The organism is Serratia sp. JSRIV002 (genome assembly GCF_019968725.1).
Taxonomy (GTDB): domain Bacteria; phylum Pseudomonadota; class Gammaproteobacteria; order Enterobacterales; family Enterobacteriaceae; genus Chania; species Chania fonticola_B.
In genome coordinates, this window is record NZ_CP074143.1 from 5,727,267 (window position 1) to 5,746,730 (window position 19,464).

Here is a 19,464-nt window from a genome sequence, read left to right on the forward strand (position 1 = left end):
CGGCAGATTCGCCGGCATTTTTTTATCTGGTTAACTGAGTATTACCTCAATTAATGGCTTCGATAATCACCAACCGATCGTTGAGCCGCTGTTTGATGACCGGATCGGTCGCTGCTTGCGCCTGTTGTTGCAGTGCCGCAATCTGTTGCTTCATCATTTGCGGGTCACTGAACAATAACTCTTTGACGTTGATGGAGGCCACGTTGGTATAGCGCCCATCGTCGGTGGTTGGCACGCTGATTTTGCCTTCATTGAGCAACTTGTCCACAATCTTGCGCTCACGTTCGTACCCTTCCAGCCCCACCAGCTTCCAGCGGTGCATCGCTTTGCCCTGGTATTCACCCTTCTTCACCTCGGTCAGATAGCGAATGGTGAGATTACGGATAGTCCCCGCTTCCTCACCAAATTCCGCCTTGGTATCTGACAGCACCGGGAACTGCATACCTTCCAGTACGCCGCCTTTTTGCGTCAGGTGGCCCATGCGATAACTGTTCATCCCCAACTGGATCGGCGTGCTGTCGGTCACGGGGGTGCCGTCGTTCAACTTCAACTCGGTGATGCGCTGCCCAACGGGTTTACGCAGATCGATGGTATAGGTCACACCATCAAAGAAGTCATTGGTTGAGTATTTGGACGATCGACGCTGTGGGTTAAAGCTGTAGGTGACATCGCCATCATGCTGCTGGTTGAAGTAGTCCGCTGACCACTCCATGTACTTTTTCAGCTCTTTACCGGTCAACTGGTAGACGGTGATTTCACCACCGGCATATTGATAGTTGAAGGCGATATCCTTGGCGGTGATGGTGCCCACGTTCAGCTTCGGCCTGTCGTTATCAATCTGCAACGCGATCACCTGCGCCTTAGGTGCGTAGTGACGAGCAGCCTCCTGATACAGGGCGCTGATGCCGGTATCCTGAATATGTACCTGTGGAATACCTTTTACCGCATCCGGCGGCACCAGATCCTGACCGGTCAGTTGCGCAATCGGCCGGTTGGCATTGGCACGCAGGATGGTATGGAACGGTTGGTAGATCTCTTCGAGCTTTTTATCGGAGCTGATGCCTTTGATCGGATAGGTGTAGCTGTCTTTATTGATCAGTACGTATTTGCCATTTTGCTGCTCAAATTGCAGATCGATACGCGACAGCGCACGGCCGTATTTGTCCGGCTCGGTGACGATCACGCCGTTGATCACCTCTTTATCCACCTTGACGTGCATATGCCCGGCAACGATCGCCGCCAGCTCTGGGTTGGCCCGCGCGATATCGCCCACGCCGGTGCCCGGCCGCTGGTTCTCATTATCGATCCCCATGTGGGCCACCAGCACGATGGCATCCACCTGGCCGTGGATCTGCTGGATCACCTTTTTCACCGCCTGCACCGGATCGGTAAACGTCAGGCCGTCGATGCGATCGGTGCCCTTGGCAAACTCAGCGGTCATCGGCGTATCCATGCCGATAATGCCAATCTTCACCCCCTGGCGCTCAACGATCTTATAGGCAGGCAGATAAGGCTTGCCGCTGTCCCAGACGATATTGCCGGCCAGCGCGGTGCCTTTGAACTGGCTGAGTGGGGTTGCCAGCGCCTTCAGGCCAAAATCGAACTCGTGGTTGCCCATCACCCACACGTCATAGTCCAGCGCGTTAAAGCCGAGGATCATCGGGCTGGTTTTGTCATTCTTGAAGGTTTCAACAAAGTTGCCCTGAATGGTGTCCCCGGCGTCGACCAGGATCACGTTCGGCTGCTGGGCACGAACTTTATGCACCTGAGTGGCTATCTGGCTGAGGCTGCCTGCCAGGTTCTCGGTGTCGGTAGAGTAATCCCAAGGCACAAAGGTGCCATGCAGATCGGAGGTGCCCAGAATGGTGATATTTACCGGTTCAGCGGCCATGGCAGAGGTACTCAAGCAAAGCAGCAGGGAAAGCAGCGTCTTTTTCATCATGTTGTTTCATTATAGTTGATTGTAATTAAACAGGATTATGCGACGCACATCTCAGCGTTACCAGTGACATTGCAGAATGAACATGGGAAATGTGAGGAGGCTCAATGAATGCCCCCTCACGTTTATCCTACAGCGGCATATAAATATCGAAACGGTGATTTTTGGTGGTCGTGGCAGCATGAGCGGGAACATCGGCCAGCGGAGGGGCATAGTCCGGTCGTTTCACCACGACCCTTTTGGTCGCCAGCCTGCGGGCAGGCTCCAGCAAGCCGTCGGCATCATCATCACTGCCCACCAGCGACTGAAATACCCGCATCTCTTTTTTCACCAACGCACTCTTCTGCTTATGCGGATACATTGGGTCGAGGTACACAACTTCCGGGCGTGGATCGAGATCGCTCAGCGCCGTCAGGCTGGAGGCATGAAGCAACGTCATGCGTTCACGCAGCCAAGGACCGATCTCCGCGTCCTGATAGCCCCGTTGCAAACCATCTTCCAGCAACGCAGCGACGACCGGATCACGCTCCAACATGCGAACCTGGCAACCCAGCGATGCCAACACAAACGCATCACGCCCTAACCCGGCAGTGGCATCCACCACGTTAGGCACATAGCTGCCTTTGATGCCTACCGCTTTGGCCACCGCTTCGCCACGGCCACCGCCGAAACGCCGCCGATGGGCCATCGGGCCAGAGATAAAATCGACGTAGATAGCGCCAAGCTTTGGCTCATCGCGCTTGCGCAGCTCCAACCGTTCTGGCGTCAGCACCAGCGCCATTGTCGCATTTTCGTCGCTGGTTAGCTGCCAACGATCGGCCAAAATAGACAAGGCGCCGGGATCGGCGCCTGCTTCACACAATAAAAACACGCTCACTTGGCGGGTTACCCTTTAATACCGTAATGGCGCAGCATAGCATCCAGCTTCGGTTCACGGCCACGGAAGCGTTTGAACAATTCCATCGGCTCTTCGGACCCCCCGCGTGACAGGATGTTATCGAGGAAGGATTGACCGGTTTCAGCGTTGAAAATCCCTTCATCTTCAAAACGCGAGTAGGCGTCTGCCGACAACACTTCCGCCCACAGGTAGCTGTAGTAACCCGCCGCATAGCCACCAGCAAAGATATGGCTGAATGCGTGTGGGAAACGGCCCCAGCTCGGCGAAGGGATCACCGCCACCATTTTCTTCACCTCAAACAGGGTTGGCAGGATCTGCGCCCCTTTTTCCGGGCTGTATTCGGCATGCATACGGAAATCGAACAGGCCAAACTCCAGCTGACGCAGGATAAACAGCGCCGCCTGATAGTTTTTCGCTTCCAGCATTTTGTCCAGCAGGGCTTTCGGCAGTGGTTCGCCGGTCTGGAAGTGACCAGAGATAAACGCCAATGCCTCCGGCTCCCAGCACCAGTTTTCCATAAACTGGCTTGGCAGCTCCACCGCGTCCCAAGGCACACCGTTGATGCCAGAAACCCCGGCGGTATCGATCTGCGTCAGCATATGGTGCAGACCGTGGCCAAACTCATGGAACAGCGTGGTGACTTCGTTATGGGTAAACAGCGCCGGCTGGTCACCCAGCGGGCGGTTAAAGTTACAGGTGAGATAGGCAACCGGCTTTTGCAATTCGCCATTGGCTTTGCGCAGGCTACCGACGCAATCATCCATCCATGCACCACCGCGCTTGTTCTCGCGGGCATACAAGTCCAGATAGAAGCTGCCGCGCAGTTCACCTTTGGCATCGAACAGATCGAAGAAACGCACCTCTGGATGCCAGGTATCAACACCCTGACGCTCTTTGGCGGTGATACCGTAAATACGGTTAACCACTTCAAACAGCCCTTCCAGCACGCGCTGTTCCGGGAAGTAGGGGCGCAGTTGCTCATCACTGATGGAGAACAGATGTTGCTTCTGCTTTTCTCCGTAATAACTGATATCCCAAGCCTCTAACTCATCCACACCATAGTGCTGTTTGGCAAAGGCTCGTAGCTGTGCCAGTTCTTGCTCTGCCTGTGGGCGAGCGCGCTTGGCCAGATCGCTCAGAAAACCGAGCACTTGCTCCGGGCTTTCTGCCATCTTGGTCGCCAATGATTTGTCCGCATAGCTGGCAAAACCCAGCAGCTGTGCCAGTTCGTGGCGCAGAGCCAGCGTTTCCGCCATCACTTCGCTGTTATCCCACTTACCAGCATTCGGCCCCTGATCGGAGGCACGGGTGGTGAAGGCGCGATACATCTCTTCACGCAGCGCCTGGTTATCGGCATAGGTCATCACCGGCAAATAGCTCGGCATGTCCAGCGTCAGCAACCAGCCTTCCTGCTCTTTGGCCTGTGCCATCGCCTGGGCTTGGGCCAGTGCGCTTTCCGGAAGGCCGCTCAGCTCATTCACATCAGTAATCAACTTGCTCCAGCCCATGGTGGCATCGAGCACATTGTTGCTGTAGGTCGAACCCAGCTCAGACAGACGCGCCACGATCTCGCCGTAACGCTTTTGTTTTTCCTTTGGCAGGCCAATGCCCGATAGCTCAAAATCACGCAGCGCGTTTTCTACCGACTTGCGCTGTGGCGCGGTCAGTTTGGCAAAGCCTTCGCCGTCTTTCAGATTACGATAGGCCTGGTACAGCCCTTCATGCTGGCCCACCCAAGTACCGTATTCGGAAAGCAGCGGCAGCGCCTGCTCGTAAGCTTCGCGCAGTTCCGGGCTGTTTTTCACCGAGTTTAGGTGACCAACAGGTGACCAGATGCGTGACAGGCGATCGTCAGATTCGGCCAGCGGCTGACACAGATTTTCCCAGGTAAACGGCCCTGGTTGTGCCACGACGCGCTCAACCGCAGCACGGCAGTCGGCCAGTGCGGATGTCACCGCAGGAACGATATCTTCAGGGCGAATGGCAGAAAACGGCGGTAAGGCAAACGGTGTCAGCAACGCATTGGTCATAGAGGCAGTCCTGATTAGGGTGGTGGACCCGATGCGCACATCAGGCCAGACAAAGATAAGCTTCTTTCTAACATGGTGCCAACCAGCGGGAAAATCAATGGTCATCACCTGCTTCTTCGCTAGCGAGTGTTTCATTCATCCCAGTGCTATACCAATTTAATCTAACAGCTCCCAGGCATGACTGAGTTTATTCGCCAAGATATTGAACACATACTGAGCAACGCCAGTTTATGGCCTTGAGTTAGCCGGAGTACAGGGGAAATGAACGATACGGCGCCCCTACAAATTGAGCAATATCGCCACCTTGTCACCAATCTAAACGACAGGATTGTTTGAATTTCAACCCCTCTATATTATGATTAGATCATAAATGTCACAAGAAATAGATATGCAACATGATCCTAGTTTAGATTATCTCATTCAATTACATGGACAACGAGTTAACCGAGAGGATGGCTACTGGTGGAAAATTGAGGCATGGCAAGTTAAGCCCAATAATTTTATTCCACATGGCATCCGATACAACCTCACGGTGCATGATAAGCACAACACGAGGGTGTTTGGCATGGATAACGCCCACGCCATAAAACCACCGAAGAAAGGCAAGTATACTGGGCGACTGGTATATGACCATATCCATAGAACGCCCAGAGATAAGGGGTACCCTTATGAGTTTACCTCCGCATCCCAGTTGCTCCAGGACTTCTTTGAGAAGATGGATGAAGCGATCGCAGAAAGAGAAAAGAGAGGGTAGGCGTATGAAAGCACTGATCGGTGTAATGTCTGAAGATCTTATACGCAGGAGAACGCTGGCGATAGCCAAAGGAGATTACAAGCCCGAGCCAGGGGAACCAAAGGTTTGGTTTACCTCCATGATTGCCCTCGCGCAGGTGCTAAGCAATGAAAATATAGCGCTGCTGCGGTTGATGGATGAGCAAAAACCAAAAACGCTAACGGAGTTGGCCGATCTTTCAGGCCGAAAAATCAGTAATCTGTCGGTTACCCTAAAAACGCTTAATTCACATGGCTTTGTCAGGCTGGAGAAAGACGGGCGTAGCGTTAAACCTGTCGCACTGTTTACCGACTTCGATATCCAGGTAAACCAAAAATATGCAACAATGCAGGCTCAGGAAGTCGCATAGTTTTAAGCCAGGTTTTTTCAGGCTTTTTCACGTCTAGCACCCTCAACCTGCCAGAATAAATGCTTTCGATAATAGTGTATTAAAATCAATCGGATAAAAACGCCATGTTAAGTTACCGCCACAGTTTTCACGCCGGCAACCACGCCGACGTGCTCAAGCACACCGTTCAGAGCCTGATCATTGAGGCGCTGAAAGAAAAAGATAAGCCGCTGCTGTACCTGGATACCCACTCCGGTGCCGGGCGCTATCAGCTGAGCGGTGAGCATGCCGAGCGCACCGGGGAATACCTGGAAGGCATCGGCCTGCTGTGGCAACGTGACGATCTGCCAGAAGAGCTGGCGGCCTACATGAGCGTAGTGCACAACTTCAACCGTTCCGGCACCCTGCGCTACTACCCAGGCTCACCGCTGATCGCTCGCCAGTTGCTGCGCCCGCAGGATAAAATCCATCTGACAGAGCTGCACCCAAGTGATTTCCCGCTGTTGCGTAACGAATTCCAGAAAGACGAGCGCGCCAAAGTGCAGCGTGCCGATGGCTACCAGCAGCTAAAATCGCAGTTGCCACCTCCGTCACGCCGTGGCCTGATCCTGATGGACCCACCGTATGAGATGAAAACCGATTATCAAGACGTGGTGAAAGGTATTCAGGAAGGCTACAAACGTTTTGCTACCGGCACCTATGCCCTGTGGTATCCGGTGGTGATGCGCCAGCAGATCAAACGCATGCTCAAAGAGCTGGAAGCGACCGGCATCCGCCGTATCCTGCAAATTGAGCTGGCGGTGAAACCCGACAGCGATCAACGCGGGATGACGGCTTCAGGCATGATCGTGATTAACCCACCTTGGAAGCTGGAACAGCAGATGAACAACGTGCTGCCGTGGCTACACAAGGTACTGGTGCCGTCCGGTATCGGTCACCACCTGGTGAACTGGGTCGTACCAGAATAAGTTCGATGATGGTCGCCTGCCTGGGCGGCCATCCACTTTTCCCTTCTCCATCCCCCCTGCTTCAGCCTCATTTTCCCCCGATCTTTTGCCGATCCTCATCACAACCGCAAAATAACTGTTTGCTTATTTTACCTTTCGATTAGATGATGATTATCGAAAGATAACGTAACCAAGGAAAACAGGAGGCAGGCGGTGTACATCATTTCGACCAACCATATGCTGCAGAAGGCACAACAACAGGGCTATGCCGTACCGGCCTTCAACATTCATAACCTGGAAACCATGCAGGTGGTGGCTGAAACCGCCGCGCACATGCGCTCGCCGGTGATCCTGGCCGGTACGCCCGGCACCTATCTCTATGCGGGAACGGCTAACGTGGTCGCCATTGTCAAACAGTTGGCCGCCGAATACCGCATCCCACTGGCGGTACATCTGGATCACCATGAAACCCTGCAAGATATTGAAACCAAAGTGCATGCTGGGATCCGCTCGGCCATGATTGATGGCTCGCATCTGCCCTTTGCGGAAAATGTCGCCCTGGTGCGGCAGGTGACCGAGTTTTGCCATCGTTATGATGTCAGCGTTGAGGCAGAGCTGGGGCGGCTTGGTGGCGTTGAAGATGGCATCAGCGTCGATGCCAAGGATGCCCGCTATACCTCGCCGCAACAGGCCGAGGAGTTTGTGCGTTCCACCGGCATCGATTCACTGGCGGTGGCGATTGGTACGGCACATGGGCTTTACCAGGGCAAGCCAGAGCTGGATTTCATCCGCCTTGGACAGATCCGCGACAGGGTCAGCGTGCCATTGGTGCTGCATGGTGCGTCGGGTTTGCCGGACGCCGATATTCAGCAGGCGATTCGGCTGGGTGTCTGCAAGGTGAACGTGGCGACGGAGCTTAAAATCGCCTTTTCCGATGCGCTGAAACAGCATCTGGCGGAGCATCCGCAGGCCAACGATCCGCGCCACTATATGCAGCCCGCCAAGCTGGCGATGCAGCAGGTGGTGCAAAAGGTGATTCAGGTTTGTGGCTGCGAAGGCAGGCTGTGAAATACACCAGCATGGTAACGGCCCCTCACCCTAACCCTCTCCCACAGGGAGAGGGGACAGCACGTGCTACAAATTAAGCCTTGCATACTACCTCACCAACTCCCACAAAGAAGGGCAATTGAGGCGATCCAACAATGCACTCCATTCCCAACCACAACGCCGGACCACTCCCTCTCCCTATGGGAGAGGGTTGGAGTGAGGACATCCTCTCGTCACAATAACGGCTTTCACTTTATTGCGTATGCCGACGCCTCTCTTTATCAATCCTCTATAATTAACTGATTTTAAATAACTAAACCTATCCTGCTCGTTAACTTATTTCCTCACACTGAAAGCACTAGCACGGAAACATAGCGGTAAAGTTTTCGATCTTGATCACGAATAATAGAAAAGTGCATTGCTAACCTTTCGAAACATTACGATTATATTCGTAAGAAAACGGAGGGTAGAATGAAAAATATCATCGCACGACATAAAGCAGGGGAGCCGATCGGGATCTGCTCTGTCTGTTCGGCACACCCATTAGTCATTGAGGCCGCATTACGCCTGGATCTGCACAGCGATCGCCAGGTGCTGATCGAGGCCACATCCAACCAGGTTAATCAGTTTGGCGGTTACACCGGCATGAAACCGGCGGATTTCCGGCAGTTTGTCTGCGATATTGCGGCAACCGTCGGCTTTCCGCTCTCCCGGCTACTGTTAGGGGGCGACCATCTAGGCCCTAACTGCTGGCAAAATGAACCCGCCGCCAGCGCAATGGCGAAAGCGGAAGTGCTGATAGCCGACTACGTCACCGCCGGATTCAGCAAGATCCATCTGGATGCATCCATGTCCTGCGCCGACGATCCGATCCCGTTAGATCCCAATGTGGTGGCAGAACGCGCCGCCCGTTTGTGCCAGGTCGCCGAACGGGTCGCTACCCCAGAGCAAAAACAGCAGCTAACCTATGTGATTGGGACCGAGGTGCCGGTTCCAGGCGGAGAGTCTTCCGCCATTGGCAGCGTACATATCACTCACGCGACGGATGCCGCCGCCACGCTGGAAACTCACTATCAGGCGTTCCGCAAGGCTGGGTTGGCAGCGGCGATCCCGAGGATCATCGCCGTGGTAGTGCAGCCAGGGGTGGAGTTCGACCACTCACAAGTGATCGCCTACCAACCACAGCTTGCCCGTGAGCTCTCCCAATTTATTACCACCACGCCGTTGGTTTATGAGGCGCACTCTACCGATTATCAAACGCGTGAAGCCTATCAGCAACTGGTGCGCGATCACTTCGCCATTCTCAAGGTTGGCCCGGCCCTGACGTTTGCCCTACGCGAAGCGGTGTTTGCCTTGGCCAATATCGAACAGGCCCTGATTGCCCCGGAAAAACGCAGCCAGATCCTGGCGGTGATTGACGCCGTAATGCTCGACGAACCGGATTACTGGAAAAAGTATTATCACCCGACGTTCAGCCGCTCGCTGATCGACCTGCATTTCAGCCTGTCGGATCGTATCCGCTACTACTGGCCTCATCCGCGTATTGCCCAAAGTATGACGACGCTGCTCAATAACCTCGACCAGCAAGAGATCCCCGCGGGCCTGCTTAGCCAATACTTCCCGCTGCAATATCAGCGCGTGATGGAGCGCAAACTGGCGAAGCAACCCCACGCACTGATGATCGACAAGATTCAGGATGTGCTGCGCGCTTACCGCTTCGGCTGTGCCTCCGCAGAGCAAGCCAAAAACGCCGAGGAGATGGTCCATGCATAACAGCCAACTGTTCGTTCGCACTGGCATCAGCTTTGCCGACGCGCAGCAGGCGCTGGAGCACATTGGCGTCACCATGCTCAACGCCGGGGTCGTTCACAACAGCTACCCGCAGGCGTTGCTGGTGCGTGAGAGCGCTTATCCCACCGGCATAGCCCTTGAGCAGCACGCGGTCGCCATCCCCCACTGTGAAGCGGAGCATGCACGTGCTCCAGCTATTTATCTGATCCGCCCTGACCATGCCGTTCCCTTCGCTCAGGCGGATGATGACGGCACGATCGACGTTGCGCTGATTATCGCGCTGATCGTCACCGACCCGGCTGCGCAGTTGGTTTTACTGCGCACGCTGTTTGGCCAGTTGCAGCACCCCGAGTTTATCACTGCGCTACTGACCGCCCCCGAGGACCAATTGGGCGAAATTTTTGCCCAGCGGGTTTTCACTTCGCCCTCCCGACCACAACAAAAAACAGAATATGAAGGAGCCACACTGTGAAACGTAAAATTATCGTTGCCTGCGGCGGTGCCGTTGCCACCTCGACCATGGCCGCAGAAGAGATCAAAGAGCTGTGCGCGGAGCACAACATCGAGTTGGATTTGGTGCAGTGCCGCGTGACCGAGATTGAAACCTATATGGACGATGCCGATTTGATCTGCACCACCGCCCGTGTCGACCGGCAGTTTGGCGATATACCGTTGGTCCACGGCATGCCGTTTATTTCCGGCGTCGGCATCGATGCGCTGAAACAAAAAATACTCACCATTCTGACGGAGTAGCCCATGTTTACCGACATCATGCGTTACATCCTCGATCTCGGCCCTACGGTGATGCTGCCCATCGTGATCATCATCTTCTCGCTGATTTTAGGGATGAAGTTAGGGGATTCATTTAAATCCGGCATTCATATCGGCATTGGCTTTGTCGGTATCGGGCTGGTTATCGGCCTGATGCTGGACTCGATCGGCCCCGCAGCAAAATCGATGGCCGAACAGTTCCAGATCAACCTGCACGTGGTGGATATCGGCTGGCCAGGCTCATCACCAATGACCTGGGCCTCACAGATTGCCCTGATCGCCATCCCGGTTGCGATTGCGGTCAACATCGTGATGCTGCTGATGCGTATGACCCGCGTGGTTAACGTGGATATCTGGAACATCTGGCATATGACCTTTACCGGTGCCATGGTGCATCTGGCCACCGGCTCATACTGGCTGGGTATGCTGGGCGTGGTGGTGCATGCCGCCTTCGTCTACAAGCTGGGGGATTGGTTCGCCAAAGACACCCGCGACTTCTTCGGGCTGGAAGGGATTGCCATTCCGCACGGCACCTCCGCCTATATGGGGCCGATCGCCGTACTGGTGGACACCATTATCGAGAAGATCCCCGGCCTGAACCGTATTCACTTCAGCGCGGACGACGTACAGAAACGCTTTGGCCCGTTCGGCGAGCCGGTGACCGTCGGCTTTGTGATGGGGCTGATTATCGGTGCGCTGGCCGGTTATGACCTGAAGGGCATTCTGCAACTGGCGGTGAAAACCGCTGCCGTGATGCTGCTGATGCCACGGGTGATCAAACCGATCATGGATGGCCTGACGCCGATCGCCAAGCACGCTCGTAAACGCCTGCAAGCACGCTTTGGTGGCCAGGAGTTCCTTATCGGCCTCGATCCGGCGCTGCTGCTGGGCCATACCGCCGTGGTCTCCGCCAGCCTGATCTTTATCCCGCTGACCATTCTGATCGCCGTGATCGTCCCAGGTAACCAGGTGCTGCCGTTCGGCGATCTGGCAACCATCGGCTTCTTTGTGGCCCTCGCCGTCGCGGTACATCAGGGCAACCTGTTCCGCACGCTGATCTCGGGCTTTATCATCATGAGCATCACGCTGTGGATCGCGACCCAAACCATCGGGCTACATACCCAACTGGCGGCCAATGCCGGTGCCCTGAAAGCGGGCGGAGTGGTGGCCTCCATGGACCAAGGCGGCTCACCGATCACCTACCTGCTGATCCAACTGCTCACCTGGCAAAACGTGGTGGGTCTGGTGGTTATCGGCGTCATTTACGCCATTGGGGTGTTCCTCACCTGGCGCCGTGCCCGTCAATTTGCCCAGGCTGAAGCCACCGCCAAGCAACAGGCCGCCCAAAGCCTCAACGCTATGTCCTGATCCTTCGGGGGAGCTTATCTCCCCCCTCTCTATTTCTACGGAGTTCAAGTTATGCAATCAGTCGTGATCCACACGGAGGGAGAAGTGCGCGTTGAAGAACGCCCCGCCCCTGCTATTGAGGCCGCCGATGAGGTGTTGGTTCGGGTGGCTTATTCCGGGCTATGCGGTTCGGATATCCCCCGCATATTCGCCAAGGGAGCGCATTTCTACCCGATTACCCTGGGGCATGAGTTCAGTGGCCGGGTCGTGGCCTGTGGCGATCGGGTTACCGATCTGCAACAGCATGATGCCGTGGCCTGCGTTCCTTTGTTGCCATGCTTTAACTGCCCGGAGTGCCAGCGCCATTACTATTCGCTGTGCAAGCATTACCAGTTCGTCGGTTCACGCAGCCATGGCGGCAACGCCGAGTTTATCGTGGTCAAACGCGCCAATCTGGTGAAATTGCCTGCCAACGTCAGCTTATTGCAGGGGGCGTTTATTGAGCCTATCACCGTCGGCCTGCATGCCATTCAGTTGGCTGGGGGTTGTCAGGGCAAAGAGGTGATCATCATTGGTGCTGGTACCATTGGCCAATTGGCGATCCAGTGCGCCAGAGCAATGGGCGCACGCAGCGTCACGGCGATCGATATCAATGACGACCGGCTCAAGCTGGCACGCCAGATCGGCGCAGAAAACGCGTTTAACAGCGCAGAACTCAGTCCCGCCCAGATAGCCGAACGCTTGCAGGAAAGGCGTTTTGATCAGTTGATCCTGGAAACCGCCGGCACGCCACAAACGGTTGGCCTGGCGCTGGATATCGCCGGGCCGCGGGCACAAATCGCGCTGGTGGGGACTCTCCATAAGGATCTGCACCTGTCTTACAGCACCTTTAGCCAGATCTTGCGCAAGGAGCTAACGCTGCTGGGCAGTTGGATGAACTATTCGGCCCCGTGGCCAGGGGAAGAGTGGCAGCAGGCCATGAAGCTGTTCCAATCGGCAGATTTGGCTCTGGAGCCATTGATTGCCAGCATCGATCGCCCGCAGCAATACGCCGCCAGCGTTGCGGCCCTGGCCGGTATGCCGATGCAGGGAAAAATCATGCTTAAGCTCGGCGAAGAGTGATATTTAGCCAATGGCTGCCCTGGTGCAGCCATTATTTTGCCTCAAATCCCATCTCCTTGATCTTTATGCTCCCCTTTCATATCCCTTTCGCATAAAATAAAAGCAAAACATTTCGATAGGTCAGGATGATGAACTCTTTTGAAAGACGAAACAAAATTGTCGACTTGGTTCAGCAGAACGGCAGCATCTTGGTCAGCGATCTTTCGAATTCCTTCGGAATTTCTGAAGTTACCATCCGCGCTGACCTGCGCCTGCTGGAAGAAAAAGGCCTGCTGATCCGCTTCCACGGCGGTGCCGCCAGGCCGGGCAGCCAGTTGGAGCAGGAGGCCGAGGCGCCGAAAACCACCGGTGAGGTCATCCTGGAGGAACGCTACCAGCTGGCCAAAGACCCGAAAAAACGCATTGCCTTAAAGGCAGCAGCGATGGTCAACCCCGGCGATACGGTGATCCTCGACAGCGGCAGCACCACCATGCTGATCGCCGAAGAGCTGGTGAAGATGGGCAATATCACAGTGATCACCAATAACCTGCCTGCCGCCTTTGCGCTCTCCGACAATAAAGACATCACGCTGGTGCTGTGTGGTGGCACGCTGCGCCATAAGACGCGCTCCATGCACGGTTCCATCGCGGAGCTCTCCCTACAGGGTATTGCCGGTGACGTGATGTTCGTCGGGGCCGACGGGTTGGACGCCACCAACGGCATTACCACCTTTAATGAAGGCTACTCTATCAGCGGCGTGATGGCTCAGGCAGCCAAGCGCGTAGTCGCGGTGGTCGACTCTACCAAGTTCGGCCGCCGGGGTTTCAACCTGGTGCTGTCGATGAGCCAGATCGACATGATCATTACCGATACTGGCATCAGCAGTGCCGATCGCCAAGCGCTCGATCGGGCAAAACCCGAACTGGTTATCGTGTAAAATCGACCGGGCAGAGGATCAAGCCTCTGCCTATTACAGCCATCGACGCAATCTTTGCGACAACCCCCAGTCAGGCGTTAAACTCTTACCCTTCTCGAATCACACAACTCATGGAAAACCCAGATGACGAAACATTACGATTATCTAGCAATTGGCGGCGGCAGCGGCGGTATCGCATCGATCAACCGGGCAGCCATGTATGGCCAGAAATGCGCACTGATTGAAGCCAAAGAGCTTGGCGGCACCTGCGTTAACGTGGGTTGTGTCCCGAAAAAAGTCATGTGGCATGCGGCGCAAATCGCCGAGGCCATTCACCAGTACGGCCCGGATTACGGCTTCGATACCACCGTTAACGCCTTCGACTGGAAACGCCTGATCGCCAACCGCACCGCCTACATCGATCGTATTCATACTTCCTACGACAACGTGCTGGGTAAAAACAAAGTTGACGTGATCAAAGGTTTTGCCCGCTTTATTGACGCACATACCGTAGAAGTCAACGGCGAGAAAATCACCGCCGACCATATTTTGATCGCTACCGGTGGCCGCCCGAGCCATCCGTCGATCCCTGGTGCCGAATACGGCATCGACTCCGACGGCTTCTTCGAGCTGGATGCCATGCCAAAACGCGTGGCAGTGGTGGGTGCTGGCTACATCGCGGTAGAGATTGCCGGTGTGATGAACGCGCTGGGAGCGGAAACGCATCTGTTCGTGCGTAAACACGCCCCGCTGCGTACCTTCGATCCGATGATTGTAGAAACCCTGGTTGAGGTGATGAACACCGAAGGGCCAACCCTGCACACCGAATCCATTCCAAAATCCATCGTCAAGAATGCCGACGGTAGCCTGACGCTGGCGTTGGAAAACGGCAAAGAGTTCACCGTGGACAGCCTGGTCTGGGCCATCGGCCGCGAACCAGCGACCGACAATCTGAACCTGGCGGTCACCGGCGTGAAAACCAATGCCAAAGGTTACATCGAGGTCGACAAATTCCAGAACACCAACGTGAAAGGCATCTACGCGGTAGGTGACAACACCGGTGCGGTTGAGCTGACCCCGGTTGCCGTTGCCGCTGGCCGTCGACTGTCCGAGCGCCTGTTCAACAACAAGCCAGACGAGCATCTGGATTACAGCAACATCGCCACCGTGGTGTTCAGCCATCCGCCGATCGGCACCATCGGCCTGACCGAACCGCAGGCGAAAGAGCAGTTTGGTGAGGACAAAGTGAAGGTCTATAAATCGTCCTTTACCGCCATGTACAGCGCTGTGACTCAGCATCGCCAACCATGCCGTATGAAGCTGGTGTGTGTGGGCGAAGAAGAGAAGATTGTTGGTCTGCACGGGATTGGCTTCGGCATGGATGAAATCCTGCAGGGCTTCGCCGTGGCAATCAAGATGGGAGCGACCAAGAAAGACTTTGACAACACCGTGGCGATCCACCCAACCGCTGCGGAAGAATTCGTGACCATGCGGTAAATGGTGCATTCCTTACTGTAAAACCGACTGTAAAAGGTCGGTTTTTGCTTTTATTCAGCTTATAAATGCTGATTAAGGCAATTGAATATCCCCACCATAATGTTTATATCACTGCAAAATTAGCATTCATTAAGATAAATCGTTCTTTTAAATATAACTTCTTAAATATAACCTCAACGAGATGCCGATTTTCGAGCACAATCGCTCCCAACGCGCCTATAATCACCGCGTAGTTATATGCAGTATCTCGTTTGGCGAGGCTCCTATACAAACACAGGTTACTGATCTGACGACATCGAGAGATGCCCAAGGTTAAGACAGGCTTTATCGGATTAAGGTTCAGCCCAAGGTAACTTCTGAAATTTTTCAGATACGTTGTATAGTGCTAAAACCTGGACGCGGAGATAGGCTTTCTGCACTCCCCCTCTTTGGTTTACTCCCCTATGCGATGCACTGTTGAAGTTTAAACAGCAATAGGGTCAATCACTTCCAGACTCCTCAGCGATGACCGCTACCACGCCAGCAGCACAGGCGGATCAGCCATTGCTAACGCTTTGAACGCTGACTTTTTCACCGCCGCTGGCACCAGGACGGTGAATGAAGCCAGAGACTACGTTACACACTTACTTTTAACCACAGAGGTCGTTATCGATTACAGTTAACCGAGGATAAGATTATGGGAAATATGATGTTTTTTATGGGATTTTTGTTTTTCATCAGCTCATTGGGGCTGATCGCAGCCTATCTGAGCACCAAATGGGATGACTAATGAACGAAAAAGATCCGCCTAGCATCATCCTCCCCGTAGCCTCATCAATCATTGCGGGGAGGATGAATAACCGCAATAAACGGACGGTATTTACCGCGCGTGATAATGATGATAATTTTTATTCTTGGGTTGCTGTACGCTATTTTTATGATCTCGGTAGGTATTAATGAGATTTATTTGTATTCCACCGGTCAAACTGCCTTTCTTTCCTGTTTATTGCTGACAGCGACCGCAAGCTTGCTGCTCGTCGCTTTTGTCTGGCAATGTTCCGTAAAAACTAAACGCTGATTTTTTTTAATTCAACTATGAGCTGTGCTATGCAAAATAAAAAACAGGCCGTCGCCAGAAACTCGATGATTATCAGCGGATTGTTGGCGTTAGGTAAATTTATCACAGGTATATTTACCGGCAGTATTGGCCTGATCTCCGAAGGCATTCATTCATTTACCGATTTTATAGCCACCAGCATCACCTGGTGGGCGGTGAGCGTCAGCGATAAACCTGCTGATGATGACCATCACTTCGGTCATGGCAAGGTTGAGAATCTGGCCGCACTGTTTGAGGTACTGCTCCTGTTGGCGGCTGGCGGTTGGATCATCTTTGAAGCAGTAAGCAGCCTGATAGGTGAGGCCAACCAGATTGTAGCTGCACCGGTAGTGATTGCGGTACTGCTGGTGTCCATTGTGGTTGATTTCTTCCGTGTCCGAGCCTTGAACCGCGTGGCCAAAGCCACCAACAGCGCGGCTCTGGAAGCCGATGCTTTGCATTTCTTCTCCGATATGTTGTCTTCTGGTGTGGTGCTGTTGGGCATGGTTTTTGTGCTTTTTGGTTTTGCCCGTGCAGATGCGCTGGCAGCACTGATCGTCGCCTGCTTTATCCTGACTGCCGCATTGAAGCTGGGGAAACGCTCCTTTGATTCCCTGATTGATACTGCACCTGCTGGCACGCGGGAAGATATCGCTGCCATACTTAATGACTTCCCCGCGGTGCTGTCTACGGAGAATATTCGTCTGCGCAGTGGTGGAGCCACGCTGTTTATCGAGGTGAGCGTTGGGGTATGCCGTACGCTACCGCTTGAGCGGATCAAGGAATTGAAGCTGGCGATTACCGCCAAACTTGCGCAGCAATACGCCAACTCGGAAGTGAGGGTGATTGCCATCCCTCAAGCCAGAAGTGATGAAGATCTGGCAACCCGTATTCGCATGCTGGCCGCCAACCATGGGGCCGTGGTACAGAGCCTTTCGCTACAACAATTGGCAGACCGTGTGGCGATCGGGATGGATCTGCTGGTTCCGGCCAATGCCAGCGTAGAGCAGGCGCATGATATTGCCAGCGAGGTGGAGGAGGCTCTACGCCAGACCTTGGGCGAAAATACCGAGATTGAAACCCACCTGGAGCCCCAGATGCTGGATTGGCTAACTAGCCAGGATGTGGAACACGGCGAACTGGCAAGGATTGAACAAGCATTGACGGTTTCGGCGCAAAACAGCGGATTGGTGCAAGACATCCATGATATCCGTGCGCGAGAAACGCCACAGGGCGTGATTGTGAATTTTCACTGTCGGGCCCTTCCAGCCTTGTCGATTTCTGCGGTGCACGATGCGGTGGACCATATTGAACGGCAATTAAGAATACAATTCCCGATGGTATCGCGGGTGGTGGGGCATGTTGAACCGCTGTGATCCCTCACAGCGGAATAGGGAGTGGGCACAGTCAGCATCGAAGTAGAAATTGCCGGCGTGATGTGCCCCAAAAAACCAAGCCTCCCGATGCTGAGCTGCCAGCATCAGGGGGTTAAGAAGGTTTAAATAGCCATGGAATATTCGCTTACATTTACTGGTAAACAAACGTCACCCCAATGATTGACTGAACGTTTCCTGCGGTCAACGGCCCACTGGTACGTGCATAGCTCGCCGTTAACCCAAGCTCCACTGACGATTCTCCAACGTTACCCAGTGATACATTACTGTTCGCAGGGATAACCTTGCCGTTGCCCGTTATCTGTATGCCAACCCCTTGTGCGGCAGAGGCTGAAGCCGTATTGCGGAAAACGGTGTTGCCGGCATCCTCAGTCGTTCCTGAAAGGTAGTAGCTCAACTGTTGATTTTTCAAACAATTCACAGAAATGGGCACAGGAGTACTAGCAGGATAATCAGGTAATGAGACCGTAACATTACGTGCTGAAACATCGCAGGTTCCTGTAGGAATGACGACACTGTTATTAGCTATTAGATTCCATGTGTACGTTTCGAGTGTTACAGGGCCGTTATTATCAGGGCCTCTATCCATCATATGCACATACAAAACAGCAAAATTGCTCCCGGCTGGTATCACAACTCCTCTGGCAGATGAGTCAGGCGTAATAATAAGCTTAGCGGAGAGTGGTGTATAATTATAGTTAGAAGAAAAATATGAGAAAGTTTCGGTACCTAACGGCAATGAATACTTAGTTCTAACGAATTCTAAATAACCAGCATATTTAGATAGTTCCCCCGTGAAGCCTGAGTTGCGTGCAAAATAAAAAAAAACGGGGCTCCCGTTCCCACCATTAATTTTGTAGCGATCTTTACAACTGATAGAGTTGGAAAGGTTTACTACCATGTTTTCCCCAGCAGAAATACTCGGCCTAATATCAACATAGACATTCACGACGCTCTCGTCTTTATCACTTATAGTCTGACCAGTCAAATCTATACACGTAGTTGCCAAACTATTAAAAGAGCATCCCATCAATAATATTATTAATATGATTTTTTCCATAAAAACACTCATCAATCAGGCATAGGTATAGGTAATGCTAATTACCGCTTGAATAGTTCCCTGGGTAGCCGCACCGTTTACAGACAGTGCTCTGACTTTGAGTGGGAAACTTGCCGACTTGGTAGCATCGACGACCGATACTGCCTTTTTAATGCCATTATTCAGCTTGGTTCCTTTATCGTCCTGCAGTTCGATCTGAATATTACCCGCGGTCCCCATATTTTTATAATAACCGGTCGCATCAGCCGTCCCGCTAAATGTCGCTGTCACCTGTGACGTTCCGATGGGGCAACCCGTCAGGCTTAGGGTAACGGGTTTCCACTCCGATGCGGCACCCGCGGAGATCATATCCGAACTGTATATGTCACCTAGTGCAACAGAAGCTTTGGAGGTTGAAACGGTACAAGGGCCGGCTACCACTTTACCGCTAACCGTGATAGTCACGTCAGCAGCCTGTAATGGGCTGGCGAGGCTCAGTAGCCCGGACAATAGCAGAGGGTACACATTCCTATTTTTCATATTCATATCA

19 protein-coding genes and 1 riboswitch are annotated in these 19,464 nt (G+C 53.6%); of the genes, 14 read left to right on the forward strand and 5 right to left on the reverse strand.

Annotation, left to right across the window (positions count from 1 at the left end; translation table 11 throughout):
- Window positions 1-46: 46 nt before the first annotated feature.
- The 3 genes from KGP26_RS26850 to prlC all read right to left on the reverse strand — a co-directional run bounded on the left by KGP26_RS26850 (window position 47) and on the right by prlC (window position 4,867).
- A complete protein-coding gene (locus KGP26_RS26850) occupies window positions 47-1,939 on the reverse strand; it encodes a bifunctional UDP-sugar hydrolase/5'-nucleotidase (protein WP_223665694.1) in 1,893 nt (630 codons plus the stop codon).
- A 130-nt stretch (window positions 1,940-2,069) separates the two neighbouring features.
- The gene (rsmJ, locus tag KGP26_RS26855) at window positions 2,070-2,816 is read right to left on the reverse strand and encodes a 16S rRNA (guanine(1516)-N(2))-methyltransferase RsmJ (protein ID WP_094982413.1); all 747 of its coding nucleotides are present in this window, start codon (window positions 2,814-2,816) and stop codon (window positions 2,070-2,072) included.
- A gap of 8 nt (window positions 2,817-2,824) precedes the next feature.
- The gene (gene prlC / locus KGP26_RS26860) at window positions 2,825-4,867 is read right to left on the reverse strand and encodes an oligopeptidase A (protein ID WP_059199426.1); all 2,043 of its coding nucleotides are present in this window, start codon (window positions 4,865-4,867) and stop codon (window positions 2,825-2,827) included.
- Window positions 4,868-5,255: 388 nt separating this feature from the next.
- On the opposite strand from prlC, the gene KGP26_RS26865 reads away from it, so the two are divergent.
- From KGP26_RS26865 to KGP26_RS26930, 14 genes are all read left to right on the forward strand, one after another.
- A complete protein-coding gene (locus tag KGP26_RS26865) occupies window positions 5,256-5,621 on the forward strand; it encodes a DUF6516 family protein (RefSeq protein ID WP_218520166.1) in 366 nt (121 codons plus the stop codon).
- A gap of 4 nt (window positions 5,622-5,625) precedes the next feature.
- Window positions 5,626-6,009 carry a MarR family transcriptional regulator gene (locus tag KGP26_RS26870; RefSeq protein ID WP_039996185.1) on the forward strand — a complete coding sequence of 128 codons (384 nt, stop codon included), beginning with the start codon at window positions 5,626-5,628 and terminating at the stop codon, window positions 6,007-6,009.
- 104 nt (window positions 6,010-6,113) lie between these two features.
- Window positions 6,114-6,956, forward strand: coding sequence for a 23S rRNA (adenine(2030)-N(6))-methyltransferase RlmJ (locus KGP26_RS26875; protein WP_021181782.1), 843 nt, complete (start codon window positions 6,114-6,116; stop codon window positions 6,954-6,956).
- 192 nt (window positions 6,957-7,148) lie between these two features.
- Window positions 7,149-8,003 carry a tagatose bisphosphate family class II aldolase gene (locus KGP26_RS26880; RefSeq protein ID WP_223664785.1) on the forward strand — a complete coding sequence of 285 codons (855 nt, stop codon included), beginning with the start codon at window positions 7,149-7,151 and terminating at the stop codon, window positions 8,001-8,003.
- 450 nt (window positions 8,004-8,453) lie between these two features.
- Window positions 8,454-9,755: a tagatose-bisphosphate aldolase subunit GatZ gene (gatZ, locus tag KGP26_RS26885; RefSeq protein ID WP_021807403.1), complete on the forward strand. Its 1,302-nt coding sequence runs from the start codon at window positions 8,454-8,456 to the stop codon at window positions 9,753-9,755.
- Entirely contained in the window at window positions 9,748-10,245 is a 498-nt protein-coding gene (gene gatA / locus KGP26_RS26890) for a PTS galactitol transporter subunit IIA (RefSeq protein WP_223664786.1), read from the forward strand. Before gatZ ends, gatA begins: the two co-directional genes overlap by 8 nt.
- A complete protein-coding gene (gene gatB, locus KGP26_RS26895; protein ID WP_021181786.1) occupies window positions 10,242-10,526 on the forward strand; it encodes a PTS galactitol transporter subunit IIB in 285 nt (94 codons plus the stop codon). The genes gatA and gatB overlap by 4 nt, the downstream gene beginning before the upstream one ends.
- Before the next feature lie 3 nt (window positions 10,527-10,529).
- Window positions 10,530-11,912 (forward strand): galactitol-specific PTS transporter subunit IIC, encoded by a 1,383-nt coding sequence (locus KGP26_RS26900; RefSeq protein ID WP_021807401.1) that lies wholly within the window; start codon window positions 10,530-10,532, stop codon window positions 11,910-11,912.
- Window positions 11,913-11,963: 51 nt separating this feature from the next.
- Complete coding sequence (gene gatD, locus KGP26_RS26905) at window positions 11,964-13,013, forward strand: galactitol-1-phosphate 5-dehydrogenase (protein WP_059199418.1); 1,050 nt, start codon at window positions 11,964-11,966, stop codon at window positions 13,011-13,013.
- A gap of 128 nt (window positions 13,014-13,141) precedes the next feature.
- Window positions 13,142-13,930 carry a DeoR/GlpR family DNA-binding transcription regulator gene (locus tag KGP26_RS26910; protein ID WP_059199417.1) on the forward strand — a complete coding sequence of 263 codons (789 nt, stop codon included), beginning with the start codon at window positions 13,142-13,144 and terminating at the stop codon, window positions 13,928-13,930.
- 123 nt (window positions 13,931-14,053) lie between these two features.
- Window positions 14,054-15,406, forward strand: a complete 1,353-nt coding sequence (gene gorA, locus KGP26_RS26915) for a glutathione-disulfide reductase (protein WP_021181790.1) — start codon at window positions 14,054-14,056, stop codon at window positions 15,404-15,406.
- 239 nt (window positions 15,407-15,645) lie between these two features.
- A riboswitch (M-box (ykoK) riboswitch) is annotated at window positions 15,646-15,817 on the forward strand.
- Between the two features lie 286 nt (window positions 15,818-16,103).
- Window positions 16,104-16,175 (forward strand): protein MgtS, encoded by a 72-nt coding sequence (gene mgtS, locus KGP26_RS26920; protein WP_245208526.1) that lies wholly within the window; start codon window positions 16,104-16,106, stop codon window positions 16,173-16,175.
- Window positions 16,175-16,342: a hypothetical protein gene (locus tag KGP26_RS26925; RefSeq protein WP_181817539.1), complete on the forward strand. Its 168-nt coding sequence runs from the start codon at window positions 16,175-16,177 to the stop codon at window positions 16,340-16,342. The genes mgtS and KGP26_RS26925 overlap by 1 nt, the downstream gene beginning before the upstream one ends.
- A gap of 150 nt (window positions 16,343-16,492) precedes the next feature.
- Window positions 16,493-17,857, forward strand: coding sequence for a cation-efflux pump (locus KGP26_RS26930; RefSeq protein ID WP_094982419.1), 1,365 nt, complete (start codon window positions 16,493-16,495; stop codon window positions 17,855-17,857).
- Between the two features lie 151 nt (window positions 17,858-18,008).
- On the opposite strand, the gene KGP26_RS26935 is transcribed toward KGP26_RS26930, so the two are convergent.
- Both KGP26_RS26935 and KGP26_RS26940 read right to left on the reverse strand, forming a co-directional pair.
- Window positions 18,009-18,935, reverse strand: a complete 927-nt coding sequence (locus KGP26_RS26935) for a fimbrial protein (protein ID WP_094982420.1) — start codon at window positions 18,933-18,935, stop codon at window positions 18,009-18,011.
- A gap of 15 nt (window positions 18,936-18,950) precedes the next feature.
- Window positions 18,951-19,454 (reverse strand): fimbrial protein, encoded by a 504-nt coding sequence (locus KGP26_RS26940; RefSeq protein WP_037376519.1) that lies wholly within the window; start codon window positions 19,452-19,454, stop codon window positions 18,951-18,953.
- Between the last annotated feature and the right edge of the window lie 10 nt (window positions 19,455-19,464).